We start from the raw sequence: 24,507 nt of genomic DNA, 5'->3' as shown, positions 1-24,507 counted from the left end.
ATGCGCGATAACGGACCTGTCACAGCCACCCGAGTTCCCACGCGCGCTGAGCGGCCTCGTACCGGGTCTCGGCGTCGAGCTTGGTCATCGCCGTGGACAGGTAGTTGCGCACGGTGCCCTGGGTCAGGTGCAGCCGCTGCGCGATCACCTGCACGGTCGCGCCCGCCCGGCTCTCCCGCAGCACGTCCAGCTCGCGCGGGGTCAGCGGGCACGGCCCGGCCAGCAGGGCCTGCGTCGCCAGGTCCGGGTCGATGCAGCGCTGGCCCGCGTTGACCTTGCGCACCACGTCCGCGAGCGACTGGGCCTGCGCGGTCTTCGGCACGAACGCGAGCACGCCCGCGTTGAGCGCGCGGTGCAGCACACCCGGCCGCGCGTGCCTGGTGACGATCGCGATCCGCGTCTTCGGCAGCTCGTTGCGCAGCGCCTCGGCGAGTTCGAGCCCGTCCATGCCCGGCATCTCCAGGTCGACCATGGCCACGTCCGGCAGCAGCTCCTTGGCGGCCTTGAGCGCGGACGGGCCGTCGGCGACCTCGGCCACCACGTCGATGTCCGGCTCCAGCGCGAGCAGCGCCGCCACCGCGCCCCGGATCAGGTGCTCGTCGTCGGCCAGCAGCAACCTGATCACGGCTTCTCCTCGGGGATCTCCGCGCTCACCCGGAACGTCCCGCCCGGTTCGGCGCCCGCGGTGAACCGGCCGCCCACCGCGTGCACCCGCGCGGCGAGCCCGGTCAGTCCGGTGCCGGTGCCGTCCTGAGCGCTGTCGGCGACACCGTCGTTGACCACGGTCACCCGCGGTCCGTCGAAGGTGATCTCACACCGTGTCGCCGCCGCGTGCCGGAGCACGTTCGTGACCGCCTCGCGCAGCACGGCTCCGAACAGGGGCTGCTGCGCCGAAGGCAAGGAACCCGTTATCCCGCAAGTGATTCCGGCCGCTTCGAGCAGCGAGCGGATACCGCCCAGCTCCGTGGACAGGTCGACCCGCCGATAGCCGCGGACCACGTCCCGGACCTCGCTGAGCGCGTCGTGCGCGGTCTGCCGCACCTCGGCCATGGTGGCGCGGGCCCGTTCGTCGTCGGGCAGCCGCACCGCCAGCTCGGCCTTCATCGCGATGACTTCGAGGCTGTGCCCGAGCACGTCGTGCAGGTCGGCGGCGAACCGCAGTCGTTCGTTGGCGACGGCCAGCTCCGACTCGGTCGCGCGCGCGGCGTTGACCTGCTCCGTGACGTCCCACAGCCACGCCTGCGTCACCGTCACCCCGGTGATCATGACCACGACGATCGCGGCGGTCAGCCAGTAGTAGTTCGGCTGGACAACCGTGATCAAGGACGTCAGCCCCGCCATGATCGCCGACTGCACCCAGCGCAGCGGGGACGGCAGCACGGCGGCGGCCGCACTGGCCGCGGCTGCCGGACTGAACGCCGCCCACGCGGAGACGCCGATGTTGACGATGCTCACCATGGCGGCGCACGAGGCCAACGACAGGCCGAGCGTGATCAGCAGCTGGGGATCGCTCGGCCGGACGCAGCCGTACTCGCTCATGCCGCGCAGCGTCAGGCGTCCGACCAGCACCATGAACACGAGTTGCATCGCGACCAGGGGAACGCGCCACCAGTCCACATCGGCGAACGCCACCACGAACAGCGGCAGTCCGGCGAAGACCTGCACGCTCAGCAGCAGCGACCACTTGGTGTAGGCCCGGACGGCGCGAAGCCGCTTCTCCAGGGACGGTTCCGGTGACGGCACGGGGCAACGCTACTGCCGATGACATTTGTCAGTACGGCCGCAACGCGCGGTGCCGCCCGGAGTGATGACCGCGCGCACTACTGGCCAGGACCGCCGCGGAGCAGGCTTTGTCCCGTGAACGACTACGCGATCGACGCCGTCGGGCTCCGCTGCGCCTACGGCTCGTTCGAGGCGGTGCGGGGCATCGACCTGCAAGTCCGTCCGGGCGAGCTGTACGCCCTGCTCGGCACGAACGGCGCGGGAAAGACGACAGCGGTGGAAACCCTTGAGGGGCACCGGCGCGCGTCCGCCGGCACGGTGCGGGTGCTCGGCCTCGACCCCTTCGCCGACCGCGCGCTGCTGCGGCCGCGAACGGGGATCATGTTGCAGGAGAGCGGTTTCGCCGGTGACCTCACCGTCGCCGAGACGCTCCAGCTGTGGGGGAAGGTCACCACAGCCCGCCGGGGGCGGCTGGACGTGCTCGACCTGCTCGATCTCGGCCACCGCGCCCAGGTCGCGGTGAAGCAGCTCTCCGGAGGTGAGCGCAGGCGGCTGGACCTGGCGCTCGCCGTGCTCAACAAGCCGGAGGTGCTGTTCCTGGACGAGCCCACCACCGGACTGGACCCGGAGTCGCGCAAGCGCACGTGGGAGGTCGTGCGCGGTCTGCTCGTCGAGGGCACCACGGTGCTGCTCACCACGCACTACCTCGAAGAGGCCGAGACGCTGGCCACCCGTCTGTCCATCATGGACGAAGGCAGGATCAGCGTGCACGGGACGCTGGCCGAGGTGCTGGAGACCCATCCGGCGCGGATCGCCTTCGACCTGCCGGACGGGATCGCCGTGACGGAACTGCCCGCGCTGCCCGGGATGTCGAACTTCGCCAACCGCGCGGGCCGGATCGAGATGAACTCCAGCGACCTGCAACAGGACCTGAGCCTGCTGCTGGGCTGGGCCGGTCGGCGCGGGGTGGACCTGGGGCGCCTGCGCGCGCACCACGCCTCGCTCGAAGACGTCTTCCACCAGGTGGCCGAGCGGACGGGAGCTGCGGCATGAGGGTGCTGGCGCTCGGGGCTACCGAGCTGAAGTTGTTGTGGCGCAACAGGTCGGTCATGGTGATGGCGATCGTGTTCCCGCTCGGGCTCGGCGGTTACATGGCTTACCAGGGCACCTCGTTCGGCGGGGGCGGCTGGGGCGTCGTGGTCACGTTGCAGATCATGCTGGTGCTGCTGATGACCGTCTACATCACGATCACCACCACGCTCACCGCGCGCAGGCAGGACCTGTTCCTGAAGCGCCTGCGCAGCGGTGAGCTGACCGACTTCGGCGTGCTCGCCGGCACCGTGGGGCCGGTGCTGGCGCTGGGTTTCGCGCAGTCGCTGGTGCTCACGATCATCGCGATCTCTGCGGGCGCGCCCATCCCGAACAACCCGCTCCTGTTCGCAGTCGGTGTGCTGGTGGGACTGGCGTTGTTCGCCGCGGCGGGCATGGCGTCCACGGTGTTCACCAAGACCCCGGAGAACGCGCAGATCACCACGCTGCCGGTCTTCATGGTCGCGGCGGGGGCAGCGACCAGCTCGTTCCTGGCGGACAGCCAGACGGTGCACTGGATCTCCGTCGCCCTTCCCGGCGGCGGGATCGCGGAACTGCTGCGCACCGGCTGGCTCGGCACGACGTGGGACGGCAGGGCGGTCGGTTTCGCCGACCAGTTCCTGGCCGCCGGGCCCGCGGTCGGGGCCTCGGCGGTGTGGTCGGTGATCGCGGTCTACGCCGCGCTCAGGTGGTTCCGCTGGGAACCACGGGCCTGACCTCCTCGGCCGCGACTCGTTCCCTGCGAAGGGACCGGGTCGCGGCCACCGCGGCCGGTGCGATCAACGCGGTGGTCAGCCCGACCGCGACGAAGGACATCGACAGCGAGGTCAGCTGCGCGATCCCGCCGATCATCGGCGGCCCGAGCAGGAAACCGCTGTAGGCCAGCGCGGAGACGAACGCGATCTCGCGCTCCCCGCCGCTGCCGTCCGCCCGCCTGCCCGCCGCCCCGGCCAGGCCGAGCGCGATCGGGAACGCCGCGGCCAGACCGGCTCCGGCGAGCACGAAGCCCGGGTAGCCACCGCCCGGCAGCAACGCCGCCAGCAGCAGTCCGACCGAAGCCAGAACCGAGCCCCCTGCAAGGGTTCTCGCGGCGCCGAAGCGGTTCTGCGTCCACGCTCCCGCGAACCTCGCCACCGCCATGGCCAGCGAGAAAGCCGCGTAACCGAGCGCGGCGGCGCCCTGGCTCATCCCGTGCTCGGTGACCAGCAACAGCGCCGACCAGTCCGCACTGCCGCCTTCGGCGATCGCCGAGCACAGCGCGATGCTGGCCAGCAGCCACAGCACCGGTCGCCGCGCCACCTTCCCGTTCGCGGCCGGCTGTTCGGCGGTCGCCGCCGCGGTCGCGGGCACCGATCTGATCACCGCGAAGAGCACGAGTGCGGTGATCACCGCGACGACGCCCAGGTGTGCGGTGATCGACCAGCCCTGCCCGGCCGCCAACGCCGCGCCGCCTGCTCCGAGCATCGCGCCGACGCTGAACCCCGCGTGCAGCACCGGCATGATCGCCTTGCCGCCCGCGCGTTCCACCGCGACGCCCGCCACGTTCATCGCCACGTCCACGACGCCGACCGCCGCGCCGAGCACGAACAGCACCCCGGCCAGCGCGGCGACCGAGCCGGCGAGGCCGATCACCGGCAGTGCGGCGGCCCCGACCAGCAGCGGAACGGCGATGCCGACCCGCGCGCCGACGCGCTCGACCACACCACCGCAGAACGAGGCGGCGAGCACCATGCCGACGCTCGCCCCGAGCAGCGCGAGCCCGAGCGTGCCCGGCTCCGCGCGCAGGCTCTCGGCCAGCGCGGGCATCCGGGGTGCCCACGACCCGAAGGCGGCGCCGTTGAGCGCGAACACGACGAAGACGGCGATCCTGTTGTTGATCACGTATCCCCTCCTTTCCCTGCTCCACAGTGACTTAAGCGCTTCAGTAAGTCCAGTCGTCAGCGCCCTCTAAACTGCGATGGTGAATGTCACACGGCGTCGGCGTCCGACCCTCGACGATGTCGCCGCGGCGGTCGGCGTCTCCAGGGCCACGGTCTCCAACGCGTACAACCGGCCGGACCAGCTCTCCGCGGAACTGCGCGAGCGGGTGCTGGAGGCCGCCAAGCGCCTCGGCTACGCCGGGCCGAACCCGGTCGCGCGCAGCCTGGCCCGCAGCCAGTCCGGGGCGATCGCCTTCATGCTCGACGCGAACCTGTCGATCGCGTTCTCCGATCCGGCGCTGTCGATCACGCTGGACGCGTTCGCCACGGCCATCGCGCCGGGGGAGCACGCGCTCGTGCTGCTGCCCGGCGGCGAGGACGGCGGCCCGAGGGTGGAGCAGGTGATGCGCGCCCAGGCCGACCTGATGGTCTCGTACTCCTTGTCCGACAAGGCGTCCGGCCTGCAAGCCGTGCGCGACCGCGGCCTGCCGCTCGTGGTGATCGACGAGCCCTTCATGCCCGGGGCGGCCGTCGTCGGCATCGATGACCGCGGCGGGGCCGAGGCTGCCGCCCGGCACCTCGTGGAGCTGGGCCACCGGCGGATCGGCATCCTCGCGCAGGACTGCATGTACGGCTTCCCCGGCGGTCGGCGGAGCCGCGCCGAGGCCGAGCGCAGCCCGTTCCGGATCAACCGCGAGCGGCTGGCGGGCTACCTCGGTGTCCTCGCCGCGGCGGGCGTCGATCCCGACTCCGTGCCGATCTGGGAGTTCACCGGCATGGACCGCGAGAAGGCCGTCGCGGGCGCGCACACCGCGCTGACCGAGGAGCCCGGCCTCACGGCGCTGCTGTGCATGTCAGACGAGCTGGCGTCGGCCGCGACCACCGCGGCTCGGCACCTCGGTCTGCGCATCCCGGAGGACCTGTCGCTGGTCGGCTACGACGACACCTCGACGGCGCGCCTGTTGGAGCCGCCGCTCACGACGGTGCGCCAGGACCTGATCAGCAAGGGCCGCATCGCGGGGGAGCTGGCGCTGCGGCTGCTGTCCGGCCGCAAGGCGCCGAAGCCGACGAAGCTCCCGACCGAACTGGTGGTCAGGAGTTCGACGGCTCCGGTCAACGCAGGTAGGAAGCGCCGTTGAGGTCCACGACGGTTCCTGACGCCCAGAGCGCCTCGGGCGAGGCCAGCCACAGCACGGCCGCGGCGATCTCCTCCGGCTCGGCGGCGCGGCCGAAGGGACTCTGAGCGCGGATCTGCTCGCCGGACTCCCCGGCAAGCCGGTCCGCGACGCGGTCGGTCGCGACGAATCCCGGTGCCACGGAGGTCACCGAGATCCCATGCGGAGCAAGGGCGACAGCGAGTGACTGGCCGAGCGCGTGCAGTCCGGCCTTGCTCGCCCCGTACGCGGGATGGTCCGGCTCACCGCGGAAGGCCCCGCGCGAGCCCACATTGATGATGCGCCCGCTGCCCTGGCCGCGCATGACCTGCGCGGCGCAGTAGCTGAGGTTGGCCGCTCCCACCAGGTTCACGTCCACCACGCGCCGCCAGGCCGCCGTCCAGTCCTCATAGGACGTGGTGGCGATCGGGTGCGCGACGTTGGCCGCGGCGTTGTTCACCAAGACGTCCAGGCCGCCGAGCCCAGCTGCGGCTTCGTCGACGATTCGCTTGGCCTGCACGGGATCGGCGATGTCACCGCCGACGAGAACACCGTCTTCGAGCGTGTCCCTGGCTTGGTCTGGGCGGGTCGAGTAGTGGACGGCGACCTTGGCCCCGTCGGCCGCGAACGCCCTGGCGATGGCACGTCCGATGCCGCCGGAGGCGCCCGTGACGAGTACCCGCCTCACTTCGCGAAGACCTGCGAGTCGTCGGCGAATGCCTTGAACTCCAAGGCGTTCCCGGACGGGTCGCGGAAGAACATCGTCCACTGTTCGCCCGGCTGCCCGGCGAAGCGCAGGTAGGGCTCGATGACGAACTCCACGCCCGCGGCGCGGATGCGGTCGGCGAGCGCGTGGAAGTCCTCGATGGTCAGCAGCAGCCCGAAGTGCGGCACCGGCACCTGGTGCCCGTCGACCGGGTTGCTCGCGGTATCGCCACCGTCCGCTTCGGACAGATGGGTGACGAACTGGTGGCCGTAGAGGTTCCAGTCGATCCAGCGCTCGGCGGAGCGCCCCTCCTCCAGTCCGAGCACCCCGCCGTAGAAGGAGCGCGCCGCGGCGATGTCGGTGACCGGGACGGCGAGGTGGAACCGGGGCAGTGCGCTCATCGCACCCTCCTAATGTCGACATTCGGACAAGTTCTGCATCCGTTCTCGCAGGCTATACGCATACTTGCGGGACCGCTAGGATAGAAAAATGAAGAAGGTCGAACGTCGGGGGCTCTCCGGCGACGCCGCGGACCGCATCCGCGACGCCATCCTCGACGGCACGTTCCTGCCCGGGACCGCGCTGCGGGAGGTCGAGCTGGCCGGCACCCTCGGCGTGAGCAGGGGCGCGATCCGCGAGGCGCTGGCGATGCTGGAGCACGAGGGCCTGGTGCAGAGCGAGTGGCACCGCGGCACGCGCGTCACCGACGTGACACCCGAGGTGGCCGAGGAGGTCTACACGCTGCGCGCCACCATCGAGCGGCTGGCCAGCACCCTTGCCGCACAGCGGGCCACCCCGGAGGAGCTGGCGGAGCTGGACGAGGTCGTCGACCGCATGGCCGCCGCGGTGGAGTCGGGCGCGGACGCGGTCGACCTGCTCGCCCTGGACATCGAGTTCCACGACCGCGTCTACCGCGCCGCGCGCCACCGCAGGCTGCTAGAGGCGTGGCTGGCACTGCGCTCGTCGGTGCGGCTGTGCCAGCTCACGCGCATTCGCCTGGGCCGGGCGGGCTATCGCGGGCTCGTGGTCGACGAGCACCGCGAACTCGTCGACCTGCTCCGCGGCACCGCCGAGAAGCGCCTTGCCCGCGTGGCCGAGGAACACGTGCTGGGCGCCATGACCGCCCTCACCCGCGACCTCACCGTCCCTGCCCCCTAGACAGCGGTGGGGGACAGCTCGAGGGTTTCGCGGGCCACGAGGACACCGCCGACGAAGGCAACGGGCATGACGATGATGCCCGCCAGCGGGATCATGCAGAGCAGCGTGGTCGGCAGCCCGAGGCCGAACGCGAGCATCCGGCGCTTGCGCAGCAGGTCCCGCCGCTCCTTCAAGCCCATGCCGCGCCGGTAGAACGGCACGCCGATCAGTTCGAGCGCGAGGAACCACGAGGTCACCAGCGCGAGCAGCACCGGGACGACGAACTGCCCGAACACCGGGATGAACCCGGCGAAGAAGAGCGGGATCGTGAACATCAACGACCGCAGCAGCAGCCGGAAGGTGTCCGCGATCCCCATGCCCAGCAACGTGAAGAAGCCGAGGTCGACCGCGTCGGGAACGCCGCCGAGGTCGTCCTCGACCTTCTCCGCGACGGTCTCGTAGAACGGCCCGCCGATCGCCAGGGTGAGCCCGGAGAACAGGAAGACACCGATCGCGAGGCCGGTGGCGAACAGCACCACAGAGGTCGCGATCCGCAGGACGTTCCGCGCCCCCTCGGCCCACGTGTCGGCGAACGGCGTGACCATCGGGGCCAGCTCGTCCAGTGAGAAGAACAGGGTGACGAGGCCGCCGATCAGCAGCGCCGTGGTGAGGATCGCCGGCAACGCGCCGATCAGCAGCAGCCTCGGTTTGCCGAGAAGAATGCCCAGTCCTTGACCGAACATCCGAAGTCCCTTGAAGAAATCGCGCACCCGGCAAATCTGTCACAACCGGACGCGCCAGTGTCGGAAGTCAGTCCTTTTCACCCGCCAGCTCCGCCGCGATCCCGGCGGCGATCGTGTAGGTGTCGCCGAGCGGCTTGGTCGGGTGCGTGGCCGCCCGCCGTGCCCAGTTGTCGGCCCGCGAGCACCAGTCGTTGAACACCGGCGGGATGCCGAGGTCCACCGTCTTCGCCAACTCGGTGAACCACCGCTGCCACCGCGCCCGGTAGTATTGGCCCATCAGCCCGTGCCAGTCGCGGTTGGCGTACTCGTGGAACACGCCACAGCCCTTGATCGTCCAGATCGTGAGGATGGACCTGGCGTTCCACACCAGGATCTCCTCTTCGAGCGGTGTGGCGGCCCAGCCCTTCGCGCGCTGCTCCCACGGTCCGAGCATCCACTGCTCGTGCGTGCCGAGCACGCGGTCGGTCAGGTCGGCGTAGTGCAGGAAGCGCTCGCCCAGCCGCTCCACTTCGAGCCGGTTCTTCGCCTGGTAGGCCGTCCGGACGCGGTCGAGCACGCGGCGCGCCCTGTTCGCCAGTACTTGACGGGTGACGTCAACCAGGTCGTACCGGTAGGTCTTCAGCTGGCGCAGCATCGGGTGCACGCGCAGCAACGCCGCGAGCGCGGGCTCGAACTGCTCCGGCGGATACCGCCACGTCTTCGGCGCGAACGACGAGGCCGACGTCACCGTCAATGCGGGCTCGGCGGCGAACGGGGTCTCGTGCGGCCCCTCACCGCTGGTGTGCCCGGTCGCCTTGTACGAGTACGCCGTGTTCAGCAGCACCCGCCACGCGGTCAGCGCGTTCTGGTCGGCGGTCCCGTAGCGCCGCCGCACGTAGTCGGCGATCCAGCCCTCCAGCTCGACCGGCTCGTCCCTCCACGTCATCTCCGCGAGCAGGTCACCGACCACCGGGTTGTGGTAGGTCCCTTCCAGCACCATCGCGGTGCCGGTGAGCCGTCCCCGGTCCGGCGCCTTGCGCACCGCGGGCAGGGTGCGCCCGGGCTCGATGAGGTTGCCGAACATGCCGAGGCGGCCACCGAAGTTCTGGATCGTGCCCCAGGCCCACGGCGCGCCCCAGAACGCGTTGGTCTTGTTCCACAGTGGACCGTCGTCGGAGTCCAGGTCGAGCACGATCACGCGGTTCCTGTCGATGGACTCGATCAGTTCCTTGCGTGGATTCCCCTGCCACGCCTGCAAAAGCCACGTCGCGTTGGGAACGGCCTTGGTGAGCGCGTTCTGCACCGCGCGCCCGGCGTCGCCGATCTTGACGTCGCCGAGCACCCCGCCCTCGTGCATGAGGTCGTTGGAGTAGTGCGTCGAGGTGCCGAAGTGCTTGGCCTGCAAGCGGTAGAACTGCTCGGCGACCTGCGGCCACAGCGGGTCCGTCGCCGCGAGCCACCACGGCCGCGGGTGCCCGCCGTAGTCCTCCTGCGGGATGACCTTCGCGAAGGGGTTGCGCTGCGCGAAGACCCGGTCCGGCACGTGCCCGATGAAGGCGGGGAGCACCGGTGTGATGCCGAGCTGCCACATCCGCTCGTTGATCCGCCTGCCGAGGTCGGCGCGCTTGCGCATCAGCTCGACGCTGACCGGGCCGCTGTACGCGGACTCGCCGTCGTCGTAGCCGGTGATCTCGCCGTACCACTGCCACGGCTGGTGCGCGGGTTGTGCGATCCACTGGCGCACTTCGTACTCGGTGAGCCCGAAGTTCTGGAACAGCTCGTACCAGATGATCTCCTGGCCGACCATGGACAGGACCCGGTTGTAGCCGCTCGCGGCGAGCAGGTCGAGCTCGCGTTCCCAGTCCTCCCAGTGCCAGTACGGCATGGTGTAGCCGAAGACCGTGAAGTTGTAGGCATAGCGGTCGGTCAGCGATGTCGTCTTGGTGATGGGTCGTTTCGGTGCGGGCAACCGGCGCGGCAGGTCGAGCCGGTCGCCATTGGCCGAGAGGTGTCCACCCGCGACGTACTTGAGCCACCAGTGGAATCCTGACATCAGGGCGACCGGGCTGCTGGCGCTGAGTTCGACCGCGCCGCGTTCGCCCGCGATGTCGAATACGTCGTAGGCCCCGGCCGGCGGCTCCATGGGGCGTAAGTCGAACTGTTGCGCCCATCCGGTATTTCCGCCAAGCAAACGGGTGATCGCCGTTCTGAGCGCCGCCGTGTCGAATGTCCGCGGTGGACGCGGGGATTCCGCTGACGCCGTACCGGGTGCGGCCGCTACCAGTGCTCCGGCCAGCGCGGTCTGCAGGAAGCCGCGACGGTGGAAACGGGTCATGTGATCAGCCCCCGAAAGCCGGTTTTCCCACTAACTGTCCGGGTTTGTCCGCCCGCTGACCAGAGGCGTCATGCGAATGCAGGAGTCACACCGATGCGGAGGAGGGAAGATTGACCGTTAGCCCGGATGCGAGCACGCCGGAGTTCGGCAGCAGCAACGTGCCGTCCTCGGTGGACAGCGTGACGTAGGTCAGCCCGAGCGCGATGACCCGCCCGGTGAACGGTCCGTTCAGCGCTCCGGAGCGGACCTCGATGGTGTCGCCGACCTTGAACGGGCGCACGAAGAGCACGACCAGCCCGGCGAAAACGTTTGCCAGCGTCTGCTGCGCGGCGATGCCCACCACGACGCCGGTGATCGCGCCGCCGAGCAGCAACTGCTGCACCGGTACCGCCATCAGGCCGAGCGCGGTCAGCGCGACCAGCACGTATCCGACGACGGTGACCACGATCTTGACGATCGAACCGGCTGCCTGCAGGCCGCGCTGGTCGAACCGCCGGTCGATGTCGCCCGCCAGCAGACGGGTCAGCGCGACCCCGCCGACGAGGAACAGGACGGTCCCGGCGACGAGGAGGATCTTGGCGAGGGCGCGGTCGTCGGGGTCGAGCAGCGAGCCCGGAGCTCCGGCCAGGGCGAGGCCGGAGACCGCGGTGACCACGGCGATGCCCAGCGGGAGAACTCTCATGTCCGTCCGGGTACCCCGCTGTCCCCGCCCGGCTAACAGCCCATCGGCGGGCAGCGGCGTGGTGGTGACCGGGATTACTCTGGTGGGCAATCAACGGAATACGTGGGGAGCCGGCGATGAAGTTGCGCAGAACCCCTTTGGCCGTCGCGATGGTGACGGCGGTCGTGTTCGTTTCGGCCGCCCCGGTACAGGCCCACACCGGTGCCTCCTCTGTGGTCAGTGGATCGGCCCGGTTCGAGGTGTTGTCCCCCACGTTGATCCGGATGGAATACGCCGGAGACCGCCGTTTCGAGGAACGTCCCACATTCAACGCGATCAATCGGCAGTTCCCCCGTGCGTCCTTCAGCAAGACCCAGCAGAACGGCCTGCTCATCATCAAGACCGGCAAGCTCACCCTGCAGTACCGGCTCAATTCCGGGCCGTTCAGCCAGGACAACCTGCGCGTGGACCTGATGGCCGGGCCGATGGCGGTGACCGCGCGTCCGGCCTGGGAGCTGGTCGGCTCGTGCGACTACGACAAGCTCTGCGAGGCCGAGACGCAGCGCAACGTCAACGGTGCGATCGTCGCCGACGAGCACCCGGGCTTCACCGGCCGCGGCTACGTCGCCGGACTGACCCGGCGCAACTCGACGATCGCCTGGACGGCCAAGAAAGTCCCTGCGGGCAAGCACTCCGTTCAGGTCCGCTACGCCAACGCGGTGCCCAGCGGTGAGCCGCAGACCATGACCGTGACGGCGGGCGACGTCACCGTTCCGATCCCCCTCGCGCCCACCGGCGGCTGGGACAAGCGCGCGGTCGCACGGGTCGCTGTGGACCTTCCCGCCGGTGCGCCCGCGATGTCGGTGAAGTGCACCGAGGTGGGTCGGTGCGGAGTGGACATCGACAGCGTCGCGCTCACCCCCGTGGACGCCGAGTACCCGACGCCCGCCGATCCCGCGCACGCGGCCGCGAACCTCGGCGGCTGGCGGCGCAGCCTGGACGAGGCGGACGGTCCGCGCGCGCTCTACGAAGGCATGCTCAGCCGTGACGGCTGGTACCTGCTCAACGACACCGAGACCGGCATCATGCAGCCGAACGGTTCGGTCGCCCCACGTCCCAAGCGCACCACGGACTACCAGGACGGCTACTTCTTCGGCTACGGCCACGACTACCGGCAGGGCCTGCGCGACCTGCGCGATCTCACCGGACCGTCGGTGTTGTTGCCCCGCTGGACCTTCGGCAACTGGTACTCGCGGTACTACGCGCACTCCGACGCCGACTACCGCGACGAGATCGTGCCCGCCTTCCGCGCCAACAAGGTGCCGCTCGACGCGCTCGTGGTGGACACCGACTTCAAGGCGCCGAACAAGTGGAACGGATGGGACTGGGACCCGAAGTACTTCCCTGACCCCAAGGGTTTCTTCGACTGGGCGCACCGCGAGGGCATCAAGGTCTCGCTGAACATCCACCCGAGCATCGCGACCAGCGACCCGCGCTACGCCGAGGTCAAGGCCGAGCTGGACCGCGACTTGCGCGTCGGGCTCTGCAACCTGCCGGAGGAGTGCCGGGTCTTCGACCTCAGCAATCCCGCCGAATCGACCGCGTACTTCAACCTGCACCGCAAGTTCGAGGAGCAGGGCCTCGACGTGTGGTGGCCGGACAGTTGCTGCGACGGCAGCTTCGCGCGCGGCGAGGGCATCTCGCCGGACAGCGTGCTCAACATGCAGTACGCCAAGCGCGCGGACGACCAGGGCAAACGCGGGTTCTCCTGGAACCGCAGCGGAAGCGGGTTCGGCGGTTACGCGCTCACCCCGGCCTTCCCCGCGGGTCCCTGGGCGGAGCATCGGTACACAGTGGACACTTCGATGGACACGACGTCGACGTGGGAGCTGCTGTCCTTCGCCTCCTACTACACGATTCGGCGCGGCAACATCGGCATGCCGTACGAGTCGCACGACATCGGCGCCCACAACTACCCGGAGAACGGGAACAAGCTGCCGGAGGACATGTACGCCAGGTGGGTCCAGTTCGGCACCTTCCAGCCGTTGCTGCGCCTGCACTCCAACCACGGCGTGCGCCTCCCGTGGGACTACGCCGAGCAGGCCCGTGCGTCCGCGACGAAGTTCCTCCAGCTCCGGGAAGCCCTTGTCCCGTACACGTATTCGCTCGCTCGGCAGGCCCACGACACCGGTCTGCCGATGACGCGGGGCATGTACCTCAACTATCCGGAGCACGAGGACGCGTACCGCTTCGACCGCCAGTACCTCTACGGGGATGACGTGTTGGTCGCACCCGTGACCTCGCCCGGGACGAGCGATGTGAGGACAAAGGTCTGGTTCCCGCCGGGCACCTGGACCGACTACTTCACCGGCAAGCGCTACACCGGCCCCGCGGTGCAGGAAGTCACCACCGACTTGTCAACGATGCCGGTGTTCCTCCGCGGTGGCGGAATCCTGCCCACGCGGACGGACTACGTGGACCACTCGGGACAGCGTCCGCTGGACCAGGTGACTCTCGACGTCGCGACCGGCGGCATCGGCTCGTTCTCGCTCTACGAGGACGCCGGAGACGGACACGGTTACCGCAACGGCGAGTTCGGCCGGACGGAGATCCGCTACACGGAGCGCGAGGGCTCCGCAACGCTCACGATCTTGCCTCGCGTCGGCACTTTCCCGGGCGCGGTGCCGGACCGGACGTGGACCGTGAACTTCCGCAATGTGGCCGGTCCGCCTCAAGCCGTCTCCGTCGCGGGCACCAGCACCCCGTTCACCTACGACGCCCCCACACGAACCTTGACTGTCAAGCTCAAAGCCGCCGCGGGCGCACAAACCACCCTCACCACAACGCCGCGCTAGTTGGTGCCGGGGCGGGGCGGATCGGTCCAGCCCTCGCGGCTGCCGATCCTGGCGGCACCGAGCGCGATCACCGCCCCGACCGCGGCGCTGACCAGGTGCAGCACGTTGTCCGCCCAGTTGATGTTCAGGAAGTTGATCTGCGGCATGGAGGCCGCGAACAGGCCGAACAGGAAGACGGCACCGTAGGCGACCGCGAGCACCCAGCCGAACACCGCCGTGGCCCGCAACCCGGTCGACGAGGCCATGCCCGCCAGGCCGATCACGAAGTGCACGAGGTTGTGCAGCGGGTTCACCGTGAACCCCAGCAGGTGCACGTCGTGGTTGTGCAGGAAGAAGTCACCGAACCCGGTCACGGTGAAACCGACGAGGCCGATCAGGAAGTACGCGGCACCGACAACCAGCGCCGTGACCTGCGGCCATGGATAACGCGAGCTGTGCGGCTCCTCGGCCGCCGGTGTACTTGCCATACCCGCGGGGCTACCCAGTAATCGCCCGGCGCACGCTTCTCGACATCGCCGACGAATGCGAGCATTGTTCGGGGCATGGAACGCAGCGTTGACATCGGAGCGTTGCCAGAGACCGTGTACGCGCTGGTCAGCGACGTGGCGCGGCAGAGTCGCTTCGTGGTCGAGTCGACCGACGCGCGGTGGCTGACCACGGCGCGCGGCGTCGGCGCGCGGTTCCGGGCAGGTAATCGCAACGGGCTGTTCCGGTGGTGGACCACCGCTGAGGTGATCCGCGCCGAGCCCGGCCGCTGCTTCGCCTACCGGGTCCGCAGCTTCGGCGTGCCCGTCGCGGAGTGGCGCTACGACATCGAAGTGAGCGACCTGGGCTGTCGCGTCACCGAGAGCACCCGCGACCTCCGGAACCGCTTCTTCCGCACGGTGGTCGCCCCGGTCGGCACCGGCGTCGTCGACCGGGACAGCCGCAACGCGGTCAACATGGAGAAGACCCTGGCGCGGCTCAAGGCACTCGCAGAGGGGTCATCGTGACCGTCGGCGACACGAAGGGGATGTAGGCCAGCCCCAACGGGTTCCCGTTCGCGAGCATGGCCACCCGCGCTCGCGTCACGGCCGCGCCGATCGGTTCGCCGCGCACCAGGAACCCGCGCAGGACCTCCTCGGCGAACTGGCGGGCCATCTGCTCGAACACCGTGATCTCGGTGCCGATCACCCCGCACGCGAGGGCCTCCTCGACGAAGAAGCTCACGAAGTCGATCGCCCGCTCCGGCTCCAGATCCTTTGTCCTGCACCCGTTCAGCAGTACCAGCGGTCGGCTCCACGCCCAGCGGACCCGTCGCTCGTGGAGGTTGTCCGGGGTGATGGCCGGTCCGCCCCGCCTGCCGACCTGGAGGTACGGCACCGCGCCGCTCACGCCGCCGTGGCAGTAGAAGTAGACGATCTGCGGGTCGCCCTGGAGTCCCGCGAGCGTGCTCTCCCGATCTTCGCCGAGCCGGTAGTCCTTCCACGGCAACAGGTTCCGCAGCGCGTCGCGGTGCGCGGCCGTTGAGGCGAAGTCCTGGTAGACCCCGCCGACGAGCCGCGCTCCACCGTCGTGGGGGAGCAGTGGCGGCACCGCGGGCGCCGTCCCGAGCGACACCGGGAACCCGAGCGCGTGCCGGTATCCCCAGAAGCCGCCGGGGCACACGACGTTCGGATTCGGGCTCAGCGCTTGCCGGCACCTGCGCCGCAGGCACGGGCTCAGCGGGATCTCGTTCCGGCTCGCCCAGGCCAGGAAGTCCTGACACAGCACCAAGTCCGGCGCGTTGCTGTCCAGCGGCAGGTCGTAGAGCATCGCCGCCGGAATGACGTGCCGAGCGCCTTCCTGCAACGCGATCTGGACGAAACCCGGATCGCCGAGCGCGGCACCGACCCGGTCGGCCATGCTGTACGCGCTCTCGTTCCCCGAGCGGCCCAGCGCCCGGACCAGCACGTGGTGGAGTCGATAACCGTTGACCGCCAAAGTGATCAGGTCGTTCGTGACCTGCTCGACGCTCGGCGGCACACCGTAGCGGTAGTCGAACTCCTCGCGCCACGGCTCTTCGCTACCCCATGCGACGCGCCTCAGCGCGCCCCTGGCCATCCGGATCGCGCTCGTGAGCTGGTGGCCCGTGATCGCAGCCTCGGCGCGCAGCGCGTTCGCGCCTTCTCTGGCGAGCACGCGCAACGCGTGCGTGCCCCGACCGTCGTCGTTGAGCAGGAGACTGGCGCTGTACTGGTACGGCGTCGAGCGGCGCAGCACGTCGACCGGGTCGGCAATCCTGAAGTCCACAGTGGACTTGATCTCGCCCGGGACTGCGATGATCAACCTTGACTGGATCAGCTCCTGCTGCCAGTACATGTTGCACCGCAGGCGAAGGAGTTTCTGCTCGGGTGGCGTGCGGACGGGGAAGAACAACCTGGTCGGATGCTCCACAATGGATGGTTGGCGGAGCACGTGCGCCGAGCCGTCCTGATTCATCCGCAGCACGCCGGTGGCCGCGGCCGGATCGATTTCGAGCTCTCCGGAAAACCCGTACAGCACAACGGTCAACAGCGCGTCCGTGGGCAGGGACGCAGGCAAAGGCACAGGTGCGGCTTCGATGGAGGCTCTGACGAGCGGGCCGACATCGAGCCAGAACCAATATCCCCATCCAGGGCGCAACGTCTGGTTCGGCGGCAGCGGCAGCAGCGGAGCGGCCGCGTCGGCGAACCCCGTGCTCACCACGTTCGAGGTCGGTCTGTTCTCGCCCGGCGGCTGGGTGGGCTGCAGAATCTCCATCTGCGCGACGACATTGGCGTGCGCGAGTCGGACCGGTTCCCCGCCCTCGCCCAACCGCGCGACCACCACCTGCGCCGCAAGGAACTCCGGTCCCATCGGCTGCGGGATCTCGACGCACAGGTGGTACTCGCGGGACTCCGCGCCCCAAGCGCCGGTGTTGTACCCGAGCGGTCCGACCGCATCAGCGAGATCGACCCGCTGAGGAGAGATCTGTCGCAGGAAGCGCAACCGTGAGTTCGGGTGCAGTGACAGGTTCAGGTGGATGCCGTCTTCGACACCTTCCGTCGCGCTGTCGGGGCCCACGTAGTTGCACACGAAGCGGTCCACGTACGGCGCTGCGGCGACCGCGAACTCCTGCTTCGTGCCTGCGGTGATCAGCATCGCGCGCGGGTGCGGGCCTTCGTGCTCCGCCAGCAGCACGGCGGCCCGCCCCAGCCAGGACGCGAACTCCGCGCTGCCTTCAGGCCCCAGCTCGCCGACCGCCGCCTTCGCAGCCGCACGCGTCCGCTGGTCCGCCACGACCAGGCGCGCGCCGTCCGGCACCGTCGTGGAGCCCGCGACCACCGCGAACTCCAACCCGTCCGCGACCGCGTCGATCGCGCTCAGCACGTGCGCCTTCACCGCCGGGAACTCGGCCCGGTCCGACCGGTCGAAGACGATCACTTCCGCGGTCCTCGGCAGCGGGTGCGCCGAGACCGTCAGGATCGCGTTGGCCTCGCGGTCCGTCGCCTTGAGCGGTTTGGGGCCGCGGACTGCGACGTCGAAGCCGAGCCGATCGAGCATGATCCGCCTCCGTCAGCGGCGCGGTCCGGGGTCACCGCGCTCCGGGGTACCCATCGCCCCGAGGTCCGGCCCGTCCGGCAGGCGCTCGCCCGGCGCGACATCGCGGCGCCTGCCGTCGATGAGGTAGTCGATGGTGAAGTTCTCCGACCGCCACACCAGCAGCAGGAGCACTCCCGAGTAGCCGAAGAACCCGGCGAACAGCCCGAGCCCGTACGCGCCGGACAGGTCCGTGCCCGCGGGGAACAGCGCGAGCACCGCCCCGCCGCCGATCGCCCCGATCAGGCTGACCAGGTCGGCGAACCGCACATCGGCGGACCGGTGCCGGTTGAGGTAGTAGACGAACCACTCCATGAGGAACCCGAACGCCCGGGCGCCGAGCAGCTGGATCGTGGTGGCCGGTTCCATCCTCGTCCCTCCACCCGCGAACAAGGGTCCCCCACCGGTCGGGGACCCCCTAATCACCCATTTTCCCACGTGGACCCGCGGAACGAACCAGAAAGCCCAGCCTGGGCGGCGTTCGTCTCACCCCGCACGCGCGCGCCACCTCGTACGCACCGAATGAGTCATTGAGGTAGTTGAACGCACCGAACGGCTCATTCAGCGCGTTCAACGCACCGAACGCGGCGTTGGGTTCAAGACATCAGGCCGGATCGCCACGCCCACGACGCGATCTCCACGCGGTTGCGGGCGCCCAGTTTGGACTGCACGGAGGCCAGATGCGTCTTCACCGTGGACAACGAGAGGAACAGCTCCGCGCCGATCTCGGTGTTGGTCAGCCCCCGCGCCACCGCGCGCACCACGTCCAGCTCGCGCTCGGTCAGCGACTCCCGGGGCTGTTCCACCACGTTCTGCTGCGGCTTGTTGAAGTGCTCCAGCATCCGCACGGTGATCTGCGGCGAGATCAGCGCGTCCCCGCGCTCGGCCGCCCGGACGGCCTCCACGAGCAGCGCGGGCCCGGCGTCCTTCAACAGGAAGCCGCTCGCGCCGTTGGCCAGCGCGGTGTGCACGTACTCGTCGAGGTCGAAGGTGGTCACCACGACCACCTTGATCGGGTCGGTGACGCCGGGGCCGCACAGCTGCCGGGTGACCTCCAGACCGTCGAGGCCGGGCATCCGGATGTCCATCAGGCAGACGTCGGGGCGCAGCTCCTTCGCCTTGCTCACCGCGGAGATGCCGTCCCGGACGTCCGCGACGACCTCCATGTCGTCCTCGTTCTCCAGGATCATCCGGAAGCCGATCCGCACCATGTCCTGGTCGTCGGCGATGAGCACCCGGATCGTCATTGCTTGGCCTCCCCAACCGGCAGCTCGGCGAAGACCTCCCAACCGCCCTTCCAACCCCGGCCGGCCGAGAAGCGGCCGCCGAGCAGCTCGACGCGTTCCCGCATTCCGACCAGACCGTAGCCGCCGGAGCCACCGATCGGATCATGGGCCGAGCCCTGCCCGTCGTCGGCGACGACCACCCGGGTCCGGCCCGGCTCGCTGGTCACGTCGATCTTGATCACCGTGGCGTTCAGCGCGTGCTTGTGCGCGTTGGTCAGGGCCTCCTGCACCAGCCGCAGCACGGAGCGCGCCACCTCGGCGGGCACCTCCGCGCGCAGGTCGATGCGCAGCTCGATGGGCGGGCCGATCTCCCGCGCCTCCTCGACCACCTTGCGCACGTCGGCGGCGAGGTCGGCGGTCGCCGACTCGGCCGCGTCCACGCCGATCCGCGCGTCGGAGTCGCGCAGCGTGCCGACCAGCCGCCGCATCGCGGTCAGCGCGTCGCTGCCACTGCGCGCGATGCTGGGCAGAATCCGTTGCGCCGCTTGGGGATCCTTCTCCGCGACGATCATCGCCGCCTGCGCCTGCACGACGATCCCGGTCACGTGGTGGGCGACGACGTCGTGCAGCTCGCGGGCCAGTGCGATGCGTTCCTGCTGCTGCGCGGAGGTGACCTGGTGGGTGACCGTTCGCTGCCGGTCCTTGTCCCTGGCCCGGAAGTACAGCCCCGTGCCCACCGCGAGCGCGAAGAGCATGAAGGTGGGGAAGGCCTCGTCGAAGTTCCCCAGCTGCCAGTCGCCCACGATGTTGCGGGGCCTGGTGAGACTGGCGACGAGGCCGGACAGCCAGATCGTCACGACGGCCGCCGTGGCCCAGCGCCCTGGCGCGGAGCGGATCACCATCGCGATCAGCACCATCATCGACGCGGTCTCCGACGGCGACACCGGGCTGAACACCGAGTAGGTGTTGGTGCCGAGCAGGTAGTAGCCCAGGGACGTCCCGAAGATCATCGCCGCGCCGGTGAACGCGGCGTCGATGGGCCTGCGCGGCGAGATCACGGCGATCGCGGCCAGCAGGGTGGCGGGTGGGAGCGCGATCAGGTTCCGGTTGAGCCCTGTCGACACCAGCTCCGCGAACAGGAGGACGCCGAGCGCCACGGCGACGGGCCACTGCCTGCGCATGAGCGCCTGCCAGCTCGCTGGGGAGTTGTCCACGAGAGAGCAGGCTACGACCCGCGCCGCCGTCGGCGGGTCGGCCACGCGGCCAAGACCGGCCTCGGCCATTCGGCCGACCGATCGGGTGACGGCCCGGCCCGCTGGCCGAAGTGGCCGGCCCCGGCCGACCCGCAGTGTTGTCGCCAGTCGTTCACATCTTGGAGGAGACGGTGACAAACCCCCTTGCCGATCGCCAGCCCATTCTCGTGGGCCAGGGCCTGGTCAAGCGCTACGGGCAGACCCACGCACTGGCCGGGGTGGACATCGCCGTGAACGTCGGCGAGGTCGTCGCCATCGTCGGCCCGTCCGGTTCCGGCAAGTCCACGCTGCTGCACGTGCTGGCCGGGATCCTGCCGTCGGACGGCGGGGACGTCCTGGTGGCGGGCCGCCCCATCACCCGCCTGGGAGAGGGGGAGCGCAGCAAGCTCCGGCGCAGCGCGTTCGGCTTCGTCTTCCAGTCCGGCATGCTCGTCGCCGAGCTGACCGCCGAGGAGAACGTCGCCCTGCCGCTGCTGCTGGCGGGCGGCTCCAAGAAGCAGGCGATGAGCACCGCCCAGGACTGGCTGATCAAGCTGGGCCTCGGCGGGATGGAGCACCGGCGCCCCGGTGAGCTCTCCGGCGGTCAGGCCCAGCGGGTCGCCATCGCCAGGGCGCTGGCCCATCGGCCGCGGGTGATCTTCGCCGACGAGCCGACCGGCGCGCTGGACTCGCGCACCGGTGAGGAGACGATCACCGCACTGCTCCAGGCCGCCAGGGCCACCGGTGCCGCGGTCGTCATCGTCACCCACGACCCGAACGTCGCAGCCCGCGCCCAGCGCGTCGTCGAGATCACCGACGGCCGGATCGCCCTGCGAGCCGCCGCGTGAACCCTCTGCAGCTGGCCGTTCGCGTGCTGCGGGCCGATTCCCGCAGCCGCGCGTCCGCCTTCTTCACCATGCTCGGTGTCGCGGTCGGCGTCGCGCTCGTGGTGTGGCTGGCCGCCACGCCGGGCGCGATCCAGAACCGCGCCGACCGCGAGAGCTGGCGCACGTCCTACAGCAGCGGGAGCTCCGCGTCGGAGAACCCCGGCGAGCGTCCGCTGCTGTTCGTCAGCAACTACGACGACGTCAACGGTGAGCGCATCCACCGCTACGACGTGGCCGCGCTCAAGCCCGGTATCCCCGTCGCACCCGGCATCCCCCGGATCCCGGGTCCCGGCGAGGTCTTCCTCTCCCCGTCGCTGGCCGAGCTGGCCGCGTCCAAGCCCGCTGCCGAGCTGGCCGACCGGTTCCCCGGCAAGGTCGTGGGCTCGATCGGCGACGAGGCGCTGAGCTACCCGGGCGAGCTGGTCGCGCTCGTCGGCCACGCCCCGGACGCGATGCCGTCCGGCGCGCAGGCCCGGACCGACCTCACCCGCCCCGCCCACGGCGGCAACCCGAACGAGCTCCTGCTGCTGCTCTCCCAGGTGGGTCTGATCATCCTGGTGGTGCCGTGCCTGGTGCTGGTCGCCTCGGCGGCCCGGCTCACCGCGGCTCGGCGCGAACGCAGGCTGGCCGCGCTCCGGCTGGCCGGGGCGACGCCCCAGCAGGTCGTCTGGATGACCGTCGCCGAGACCGCTGTCGCCTCGGTGGCCGGTACGGTGCTCGGCCTGCTCATCGGCATCCCGCTGCGCTCGCTCACCGCGCAGATCCCGTGGGACGGCGGCACCTGGTTCCCCGCCGACTTCACCCCGAGCGCTCTGCTCGTGGTCGCGGTGCTGGTCCTCGCTCCGCTGCTGGTCTGCTCCGCCGCGGTGTTCGGCCTGCGCCGGGTGCTCAACCAGCCGCTCGGCGCGGCCAACCAGCACACCAAGCGCCAGCCCAGCGTCGCCCGGCTGCTGCTGATCTTCGGTGCGGGCGCGATCTTCTTCTTCGGCCTGGGCATCGCCGACGGCAAGGGCGGGACCACGACGTTCGTGCTGGTCGGACTCGCCGCGGTAGCGGTCGCCCTGGTGCTGGTCGGTCCGCTGGTGACCTCGTGGGTGGGCAGGCTGTTCACCGGGATCTGGCGCTCCCCGGCCACGCTGCTGGCCGGACGCAGGCTCCGCGACGACCCGAAGGCCGCCTTCCGCGCGTCCTCCGGCGTGGTGGTCGCGGTGTTCGCCGGCTCGCTCGCGCTGACCATGTTCCCCGGACTGGAGAACAGGATCGGCTTCAGCGACGAGAGCTGGAGGGACGGCGTGATCGTCGGCCAGACCTACGGCGCGCCGGCCAAGCAGATCGCCGCCGTGCGCGCCGACATGGCGAAGAACGGGGTCACCGCACCTGTGCTGGCGATCAGCGAGGGCAGCATCGGCGGCAAGGACCCCCGCGGCCGTTCCCGGTCGGCGATGGTGCTCAGCTGCACCGACGCCGTCAAGGTCCGTTCGATCGACGTCTCCGCCTGCCAGCAGGGCCCGGCGATCTACGTTCCGACCGGCACCCGGTTCGAGCCGGGTGAGATCGTCTTCCGCGGTTACGGCTCGGGAGCCACCGAGGCCACCGACGTCTCCCTGCCCGCGCAGGTGCCGATCCGCGAGTACCAGCCGAACAGCCGAGCCAACAACGTCGTCCTGGTCGACCCCGCGCTCGTCCCCGCGAGCAAGCTCGGGGTCAACTCGGTCGCCGTGCCCACCACGCCGCAGAGCGAGGGCATCGCGCGCACCGCGATCCTGCGGAACGTGGTCGGCGCGTCCATCTACAGCAACGGCGCCTACGACGCGCACGGCGACACCCTGCTCGGCGACCTGCGCCGGGTGACCGTGATCGGCCTGGCGATCGCCACCATCCTCGGTGGTGTGAGCGCCGGCGTGGCCGCGGCCGGGTCCGTTGTGGACCGCAGGCGCACCTTCGGCGCGTTGATCGCGGCGGGAACGCCGACGAACGTGCTGGTCAGGGCCCTGCGCCGGGAGGCGATGCTGCCCGCGCTGGTGGCCACGGTCGGCGCGAGCGTCGCCGGTGCCTTCATCGGCGCCGGGCTGCTGACCCTGGCCAAGGGCGACCTGATCCTGAGTCCGTGGCTGGTGACCCCGGCGGTGCTGGGCCTGGTCGTGGCCCTGCTCGCCGCGGCCGCCTGCGGGCCGGTCCTGCGCAAGGTGACCGCCCGCGCGTACGCCGAGGAGTAGCCCGGCGTGCGTCTCCCCTGACGGGGGGTTCGGGCCGGCATCGGGGGTCGGCCCGAGCCCCCCGTCGGGGTTTTCCCCCTCGGCCGGATGGCGAGCGCGAACTGGCCGCACAGCCGATCCGCTGACCCCTGGTGACCAGCGATTCTGTGTGTGTCAGACCGCAGAGGGGACGAGAGCGTAGGAGCAGGAGATGGTCACCGTGATCTGGATCGGAATCGCAGCGGGCTTGGTCGTCCTTCTACTGATGGCCGTGTCGGACCACATGAACGACCACGCGCAGCCCGCGGAGCCCGCCCCCACCCCCGCCGCCGAGCGGGCCCGGAGCACCGTCGACCTCCCCGCCACCCCGGCCGTGCGCACCCGCAGCACCCACCTGCCGACCGCCGCCTGAGCGGAACCAGGTGGCGGCGGTTGTCGTTCTTGTGAACGAGAAGCTCGCCGATCGCTGCCCACCGGGTGCCGCGCCTGCATATCCTTCGGACTCCCTGGCGCGACGCCACGCCATGTCCAACGAAGCGGAATCCACGGATGGCCTCGACCGAAGACCACTTACCGTCGCCCGCGGCCGGTGGCCGCAAGCGGATGAGCAGGCGCACCAAGACGGTGCTCAACATCGTCGCCGGTGTGGTCCTGCTCGGTACGGTCGCGCTGACGATCGGTGCGTGCTGGTTGTTCCGCGAGTCGGAGAACATGGCGATCACCAGGGCCACCTACGAGTCCGTCGTGGTCGGCCAACCGGAGCCCGCCGCCAAGAAGCTGCTGCCCTACGGCCAGTCCAAGATCGCCGCGAAGCTCGCCCGCAAGGCCGGACTGACCGTCAGGCAGGACCGGGCCGCCTGCAGGCACTACCTCTCCCGGGACGAGCAGGCCACGCACCCGGGCCACTTGCTCGTCTACCGGATCTGCTTCGCCGCCCAGGCCGTCGCGGCGAAGTCCCGGCTGGAGGTCGGCAACCTGTCCCCGCGTCCGGCCGACCGCGCCGAGCACTGAGCCGCGAACTCACCCCTTCGGGGGATAGCTCACACAAGAACTGCCCTGTTTTCGCGTGATGAGTCCCCGTCAACGCG

General features: G+C 70.2%; 23 protein-coding genes. 10 read left to right on the top strand and 13 right to left on the bottom strand.

The window, feature by feature from the left end:
• Positions 1 to 19: 19 nt before the first annotated feature.
• Complete coding sequence (locus BLT28_RS26400) at positions 20 to 625, bottom strand: response regulator transcription factor (RefSeq protein ID WP_030427190.1); 606 nt, start codon at positions 623 to 625, stop codon at positions 20 to 22.
• Complete coding sequence (locus BLT28_RS26395) at positions 622 to 1,743, bottom strand: sensor histidine kinase (RefSeq protein WP_052406862.1); 1,122 nt, start codon at positions 1,741 to 1,743, stop codon at positions 622 to 624. The genes BLT28_RS26400 and BLT28_RS26395 overlap by 4 nt, the downstream gene beginning before the upstream one ends.
• A gap of 114 nt (positions 1,744 to 1,857) precedes the next feature.
• Between BLT28_RS26395 and BLT28_RS26390 the strand changes: the two genes are divergently transcribed.
• Together BLT28_RS26390 and BLT28_RS26385 are read left to right on the top strand one after the other, a co-directional pair.
• Positions 1,858 to 2,775 carry an ABC transporter ATP-binding protein gene (locus BLT28_RS26390; RefSeq protein WP_030427192.1) on the top strand — a complete coding sequence of 306 codons (918 nt, stop codon included), beginning with the start codon at positions 1,858 to 1,860 and terminating at the stop codon, positions 2,773 to 2,775.
• A complete protein-coding gene (locus BLT28_RS26385; RefSeq protein ID WP_030427193.1) occupies positions 2,772 to 3,527 on the top strand; it encodes an ABC transporter permease in 756 nt (251 codons plus the stop codon). Before BLT28_RS26390 ends, BLT28_RS26385 begins: the two co-directional genes overlap by 4 nt.
• Here BLT28_RS26385 and BLT28_RS26380 read toward each other — a convergent pair.
• On the bottom strand, positions 3,496 to 4,689 hold the full coding sequence (locus tag BLT28_RS26380) for an MFS transporter (RefSeq protein ID WP_030427194.1): 1,194 nt from the start codon (positions 4,687 to 4,689) through the stop codon (positions 3,496 to 3,498). The two genes, BLT28_RS26385 and BLT28_RS26380, sit on opposite strands and share 32 nt — an antisense overlap.
• Before the next feature lie 82 nt (positions 4,690 to 4,771).
• Here BLT28_RS26380 and BLT28_RS26375 point away from each other — a divergent pair, with 82 nt between their 5' ends.
• Positions 4,772 to 5,869 (top strand): LacI family DNA-binding transcriptional regulator, encoded by a 1,098-nt coding sequence (locus BLT28_RS26375; RefSeq protein WP_156050499.1) that lies wholly within the window; start codon positions 4,772 to 4,774, stop codon positions 5,867 to 5,869.
• On the opposite strand, the gene BLT28_RS42150 is transcribed toward BLT28_RS26375, so the two are convergent.
• Together BLT28_RS42150 and BLT28_RS42145 are read right to left on the bottom strand one after the other, a co-directional pair.
• Positions 5,844 to 6,572, bottom strand: coding sequence for an SDR family NAD(P)-dependent oxidoreductase (locus tag BLT28_RS42150; protein WP_043810205.1), 729 nt, complete (start codon positions 6,570 to 6,572; stop codon positions 5,844 to 5,846). The two genes, BLT28_RS26375 and BLT28_RS42150, sit on opposite strands and share 26 nt — an antisense overlap.
• Complete coding sequence (locus BLT28_RS42145; RefSeq protein ID WP_030427197.1) at positions 6,569 to 6,991, bottom strand: VOC family protein; 423 nt, start codon at positions 6,989 to 6,991, stop codon at positions 6,569 to 6,571. Before BLT28_RS42145 ends, BLT28_RS42150 begins: the two co-directional genes overlap by 4 nt.
• 88 nt (positions 6,992 to 7,079) lie before the next feature.
• On the opposite strand from BLT28_RS42145, the gene BLT28_RS26365 reads away from it, so the two are divergent.
• Positions 7,080 to 7,748 (top strand): GntR family transcriptional regulator, encoded by a 669-nt coding sequence (locus tag BLT28_RS26365; RefSeq protein WP_043810206.1) that lies wholly within the window; start codon positions 7,080 to 7,082, stop codon positions 7,746 to 7,748.
• On the opposite strand, the gene BLT28_RS26360 is transcribed toward BLT28_RS26365, so the two are convergent.
• The 3 genes from BLT28_RS26360 to BLT28_RS26350 form a co-directional block, all read right to left on the bottom strand.
• Positions 7,745 to 8,497 (bottom strand): EI24 domain-containing protein, encoded by a 753-nt coding sequence (locus BLT28_RS26360; RefSeq protein ID WP_030427199.1) that lies wholly within the window; start codon positions 8,495 to 8,497, stop codon positions 7,745 to 7,747. The genes BLT28_RS26365 and BLT28_RS26360 overlap by 4 nt on opposite strands.
• Before the next feature lie 40 nt (positions 8,498 to 8,537).
• A complete protein-coding gene (locus BLT28_RS26355; RefSeq protein ID WP_030427200.1) occupies positions 8,538 to 10,784 on the bottom strand; it encodes an alpha-N-acetylglucosaminidase in 2,247 nt (748 codons plus the stop codon).
• An 85-nt stretch (positions 10,785 to 10,869) separates the two neighbouring features.
• On the bottom strand, positions 10,870 to 11,466 hold the full coding sequence (locus BLT28_RS26350) for a mechanosensitive ion channel family protein (protein ID WP_052406864.1): 597 nt from the start codon (positions 11,464 to 11,466) through the stop codon (positions 10,870 to 10,872).
• A 116-nt stretch (positions 11,467 to 11,582) separates the two neighbouring features.
• On the opposite strand from BLT28_RS26350, the gene BLT28_RS26345 reads away from it, so the two are divergent.
• The gene (locus tag BLT28_RS26345; RefSeq protein WP_063766516.1) at positions 11,583 to 14,300 is read left to right on the top strand and encodes a TIM-barrel domain-containing protein; all 2,718 of its coding nucleotides are present in this window, start codon (positions 11,583 to 11,585) and stop codon (positions 14,298 to 14,300) included.
• On the opposite strand, the gene BLT28_RS26340 is transcribed toward BLT28_RS26345, so the two are convergent.
• A complete protein-coding gene (locus BLT28_RS26340) occupies positions 14,297 to 14,767 on the bottom strand; it encodes a DUF4383 domain-containing protein (RefSeq protein ID WP_052406866.1) in 471 nt (156 codons plus the stop codon). The genes BLT28_RS26345 and BLT28_RS26340 overlap by 4 nt on opposite strands.
• Before the next feature lie 75 nt (positions 14,768 to 14,842).
• On the opposite strand from BLT28_RS26340, the gene BLT28_RS26335 reads away from it, so the two are divergent.
• Complete coding sequence (locus BLT28_RS26335; protein WP_030427204.1) at positions 14,843 to 15,292, top strand: SRPBCC family protein; 450 nt, start codon at positions 14,843 to 14,845, stop codon at positions 15,290 to 15,292.
• Here the strand turns inward: BLT28_RS26335 and BLT28_RS26330 are convergent.
• The 4 genes from BLT28_RS26330 to BLT28_RS26315 all read right to left on the bottom strand — a co-directional run bounded on the left by BLT28_RS26330 (position 15,264) and on the right by BLT28_RS26315 (position 20,319).
• A complete protein-coding gene (locus tag BLT28_RS26330) occupies positions 15,264 to 17,843 on the bottom strand; it encodes a CHAT domain-containing protein (RefSeq protein WP_030427205.1) in 2,580 nt (859 codons plus the stop codon). The genes BLT28_RS26335 and BLT28_RS26330 overlap by 29 nt on opposite strands.
• A gap of 12 nt (positions 17,844 to 17,855) precedes the next feature.
• Positions 17,856 to 18,248, bottom strand: a complete 393-nt coding sequence (locus BLT28_RS26325; protein WP_063766517.1) for a hypothetical protein — start codon at positions 18,246 to 18,248, stop codon at positions 17,856 to 17,858.
• Positions 18,249 to 18,475: 227 nt separating this feature from the next.
• Positions 18,476 to 19,126 (bottom strand): response regulator, encoded by a 651-nt coding sequence (locus tag BLT28_RS26320; protein WP_030427207.1) that lies wholly within the window; start codon positions 19,124 to 19,126, stop codon positions 18,476 to 18,478.
• On the bottom strand, positions 19,123 to 20,319 hold the full coding sequence (locus tag BLT28_RS26315; protein ID WP_043810207.1) for a sensor histidine kinase: 1,197 nt from the start codon (positions 20,317 to 20,319) through the stop codon (positions 19,123 to 19,125). The genes BLT28_RS26320 and BLT28_RS26315 overlap by 4 nt, the downstream gene beginning before the upstream one ends.
• A gap of 170 nt (positions 20,320 to 20,489) precedes the next feature.
• On the opposite strand from BLT28_RS26315, the gene BLT28_RS26310 reads away from it, so the two are divergent.
• The 4 genes from BLT28_RS26310 (at position 20,490) to BLT28_RS26295 (ending at position 24,430) form a co-directional block, all read left to right on the top strand.
• On the top strand, positions 20,490 to 21,185 hold the full coding sequence (locus BLT28_RS26310) for an ABC transporter ATP-binding protein (RefSeq protein ID WP_030427209.1): 696 nt from the start codon (positions 20,490 to 20,492) through the stop codon (positions 21,183 to 21,185).
• Positions 21,182 to 23,440 (top strand): FtsX-like permease family protein, encoded by a 2,259-nt coding sequence (locus BLT28_RS26305; protein WP_030427210.1) that lies wholly within the window; start codon positions 21,182 to 21,184, stop codon positions 23,438 to 23,440. The genes BLT28_RS26310 and BLT28_RS26305 overlap by 4 nt, the downstream gene beginning before the upstream one ends.
• A gap of 190 nt (positions 23,441 to 23,630) precedes the next feature.
• The gene (locus BLT28_RS26300; protein ID WP_030427211.1) at positions 23,631 to 23,831 is read left to right on the top strand and encodes a hypothetical protein; all 201 of its coding nucleotides are present in this window, start codon (positions 23,631 to 23,633) and stop codon (positions 23,829 to 23,831) included.
• A gap of 137 nt (positions 23,832 to 23,968) precedes the next feature.
• Positions 23,969 to 24,430 (top strand): hypothetical protein, encoded by a 462-nt coding sequence (locus BLT28_RS26295; protein ID WP_030427212.1) that lies wholly within the window; start codon positions 23,969 to 23,971, stop codon positions 24,428 to 24,430.
• Positions 24,431 to 24,507 lie beyond the last annotated feature (77 nt).

The organism is Allokutzneria albata (assembly GCF_900103775.1).
Classification (GTDB): Bacteria; Actinomycetota; Actinomycetes; order Mycobacteriales; family Pseudonocardiaceae; genus Allokutzneria; species Allokutzneria albata.
Note: the sequence above shows the minus strand (reverse complement) of the source record. Positions and strands in the feature narration are given on the sequence as shown.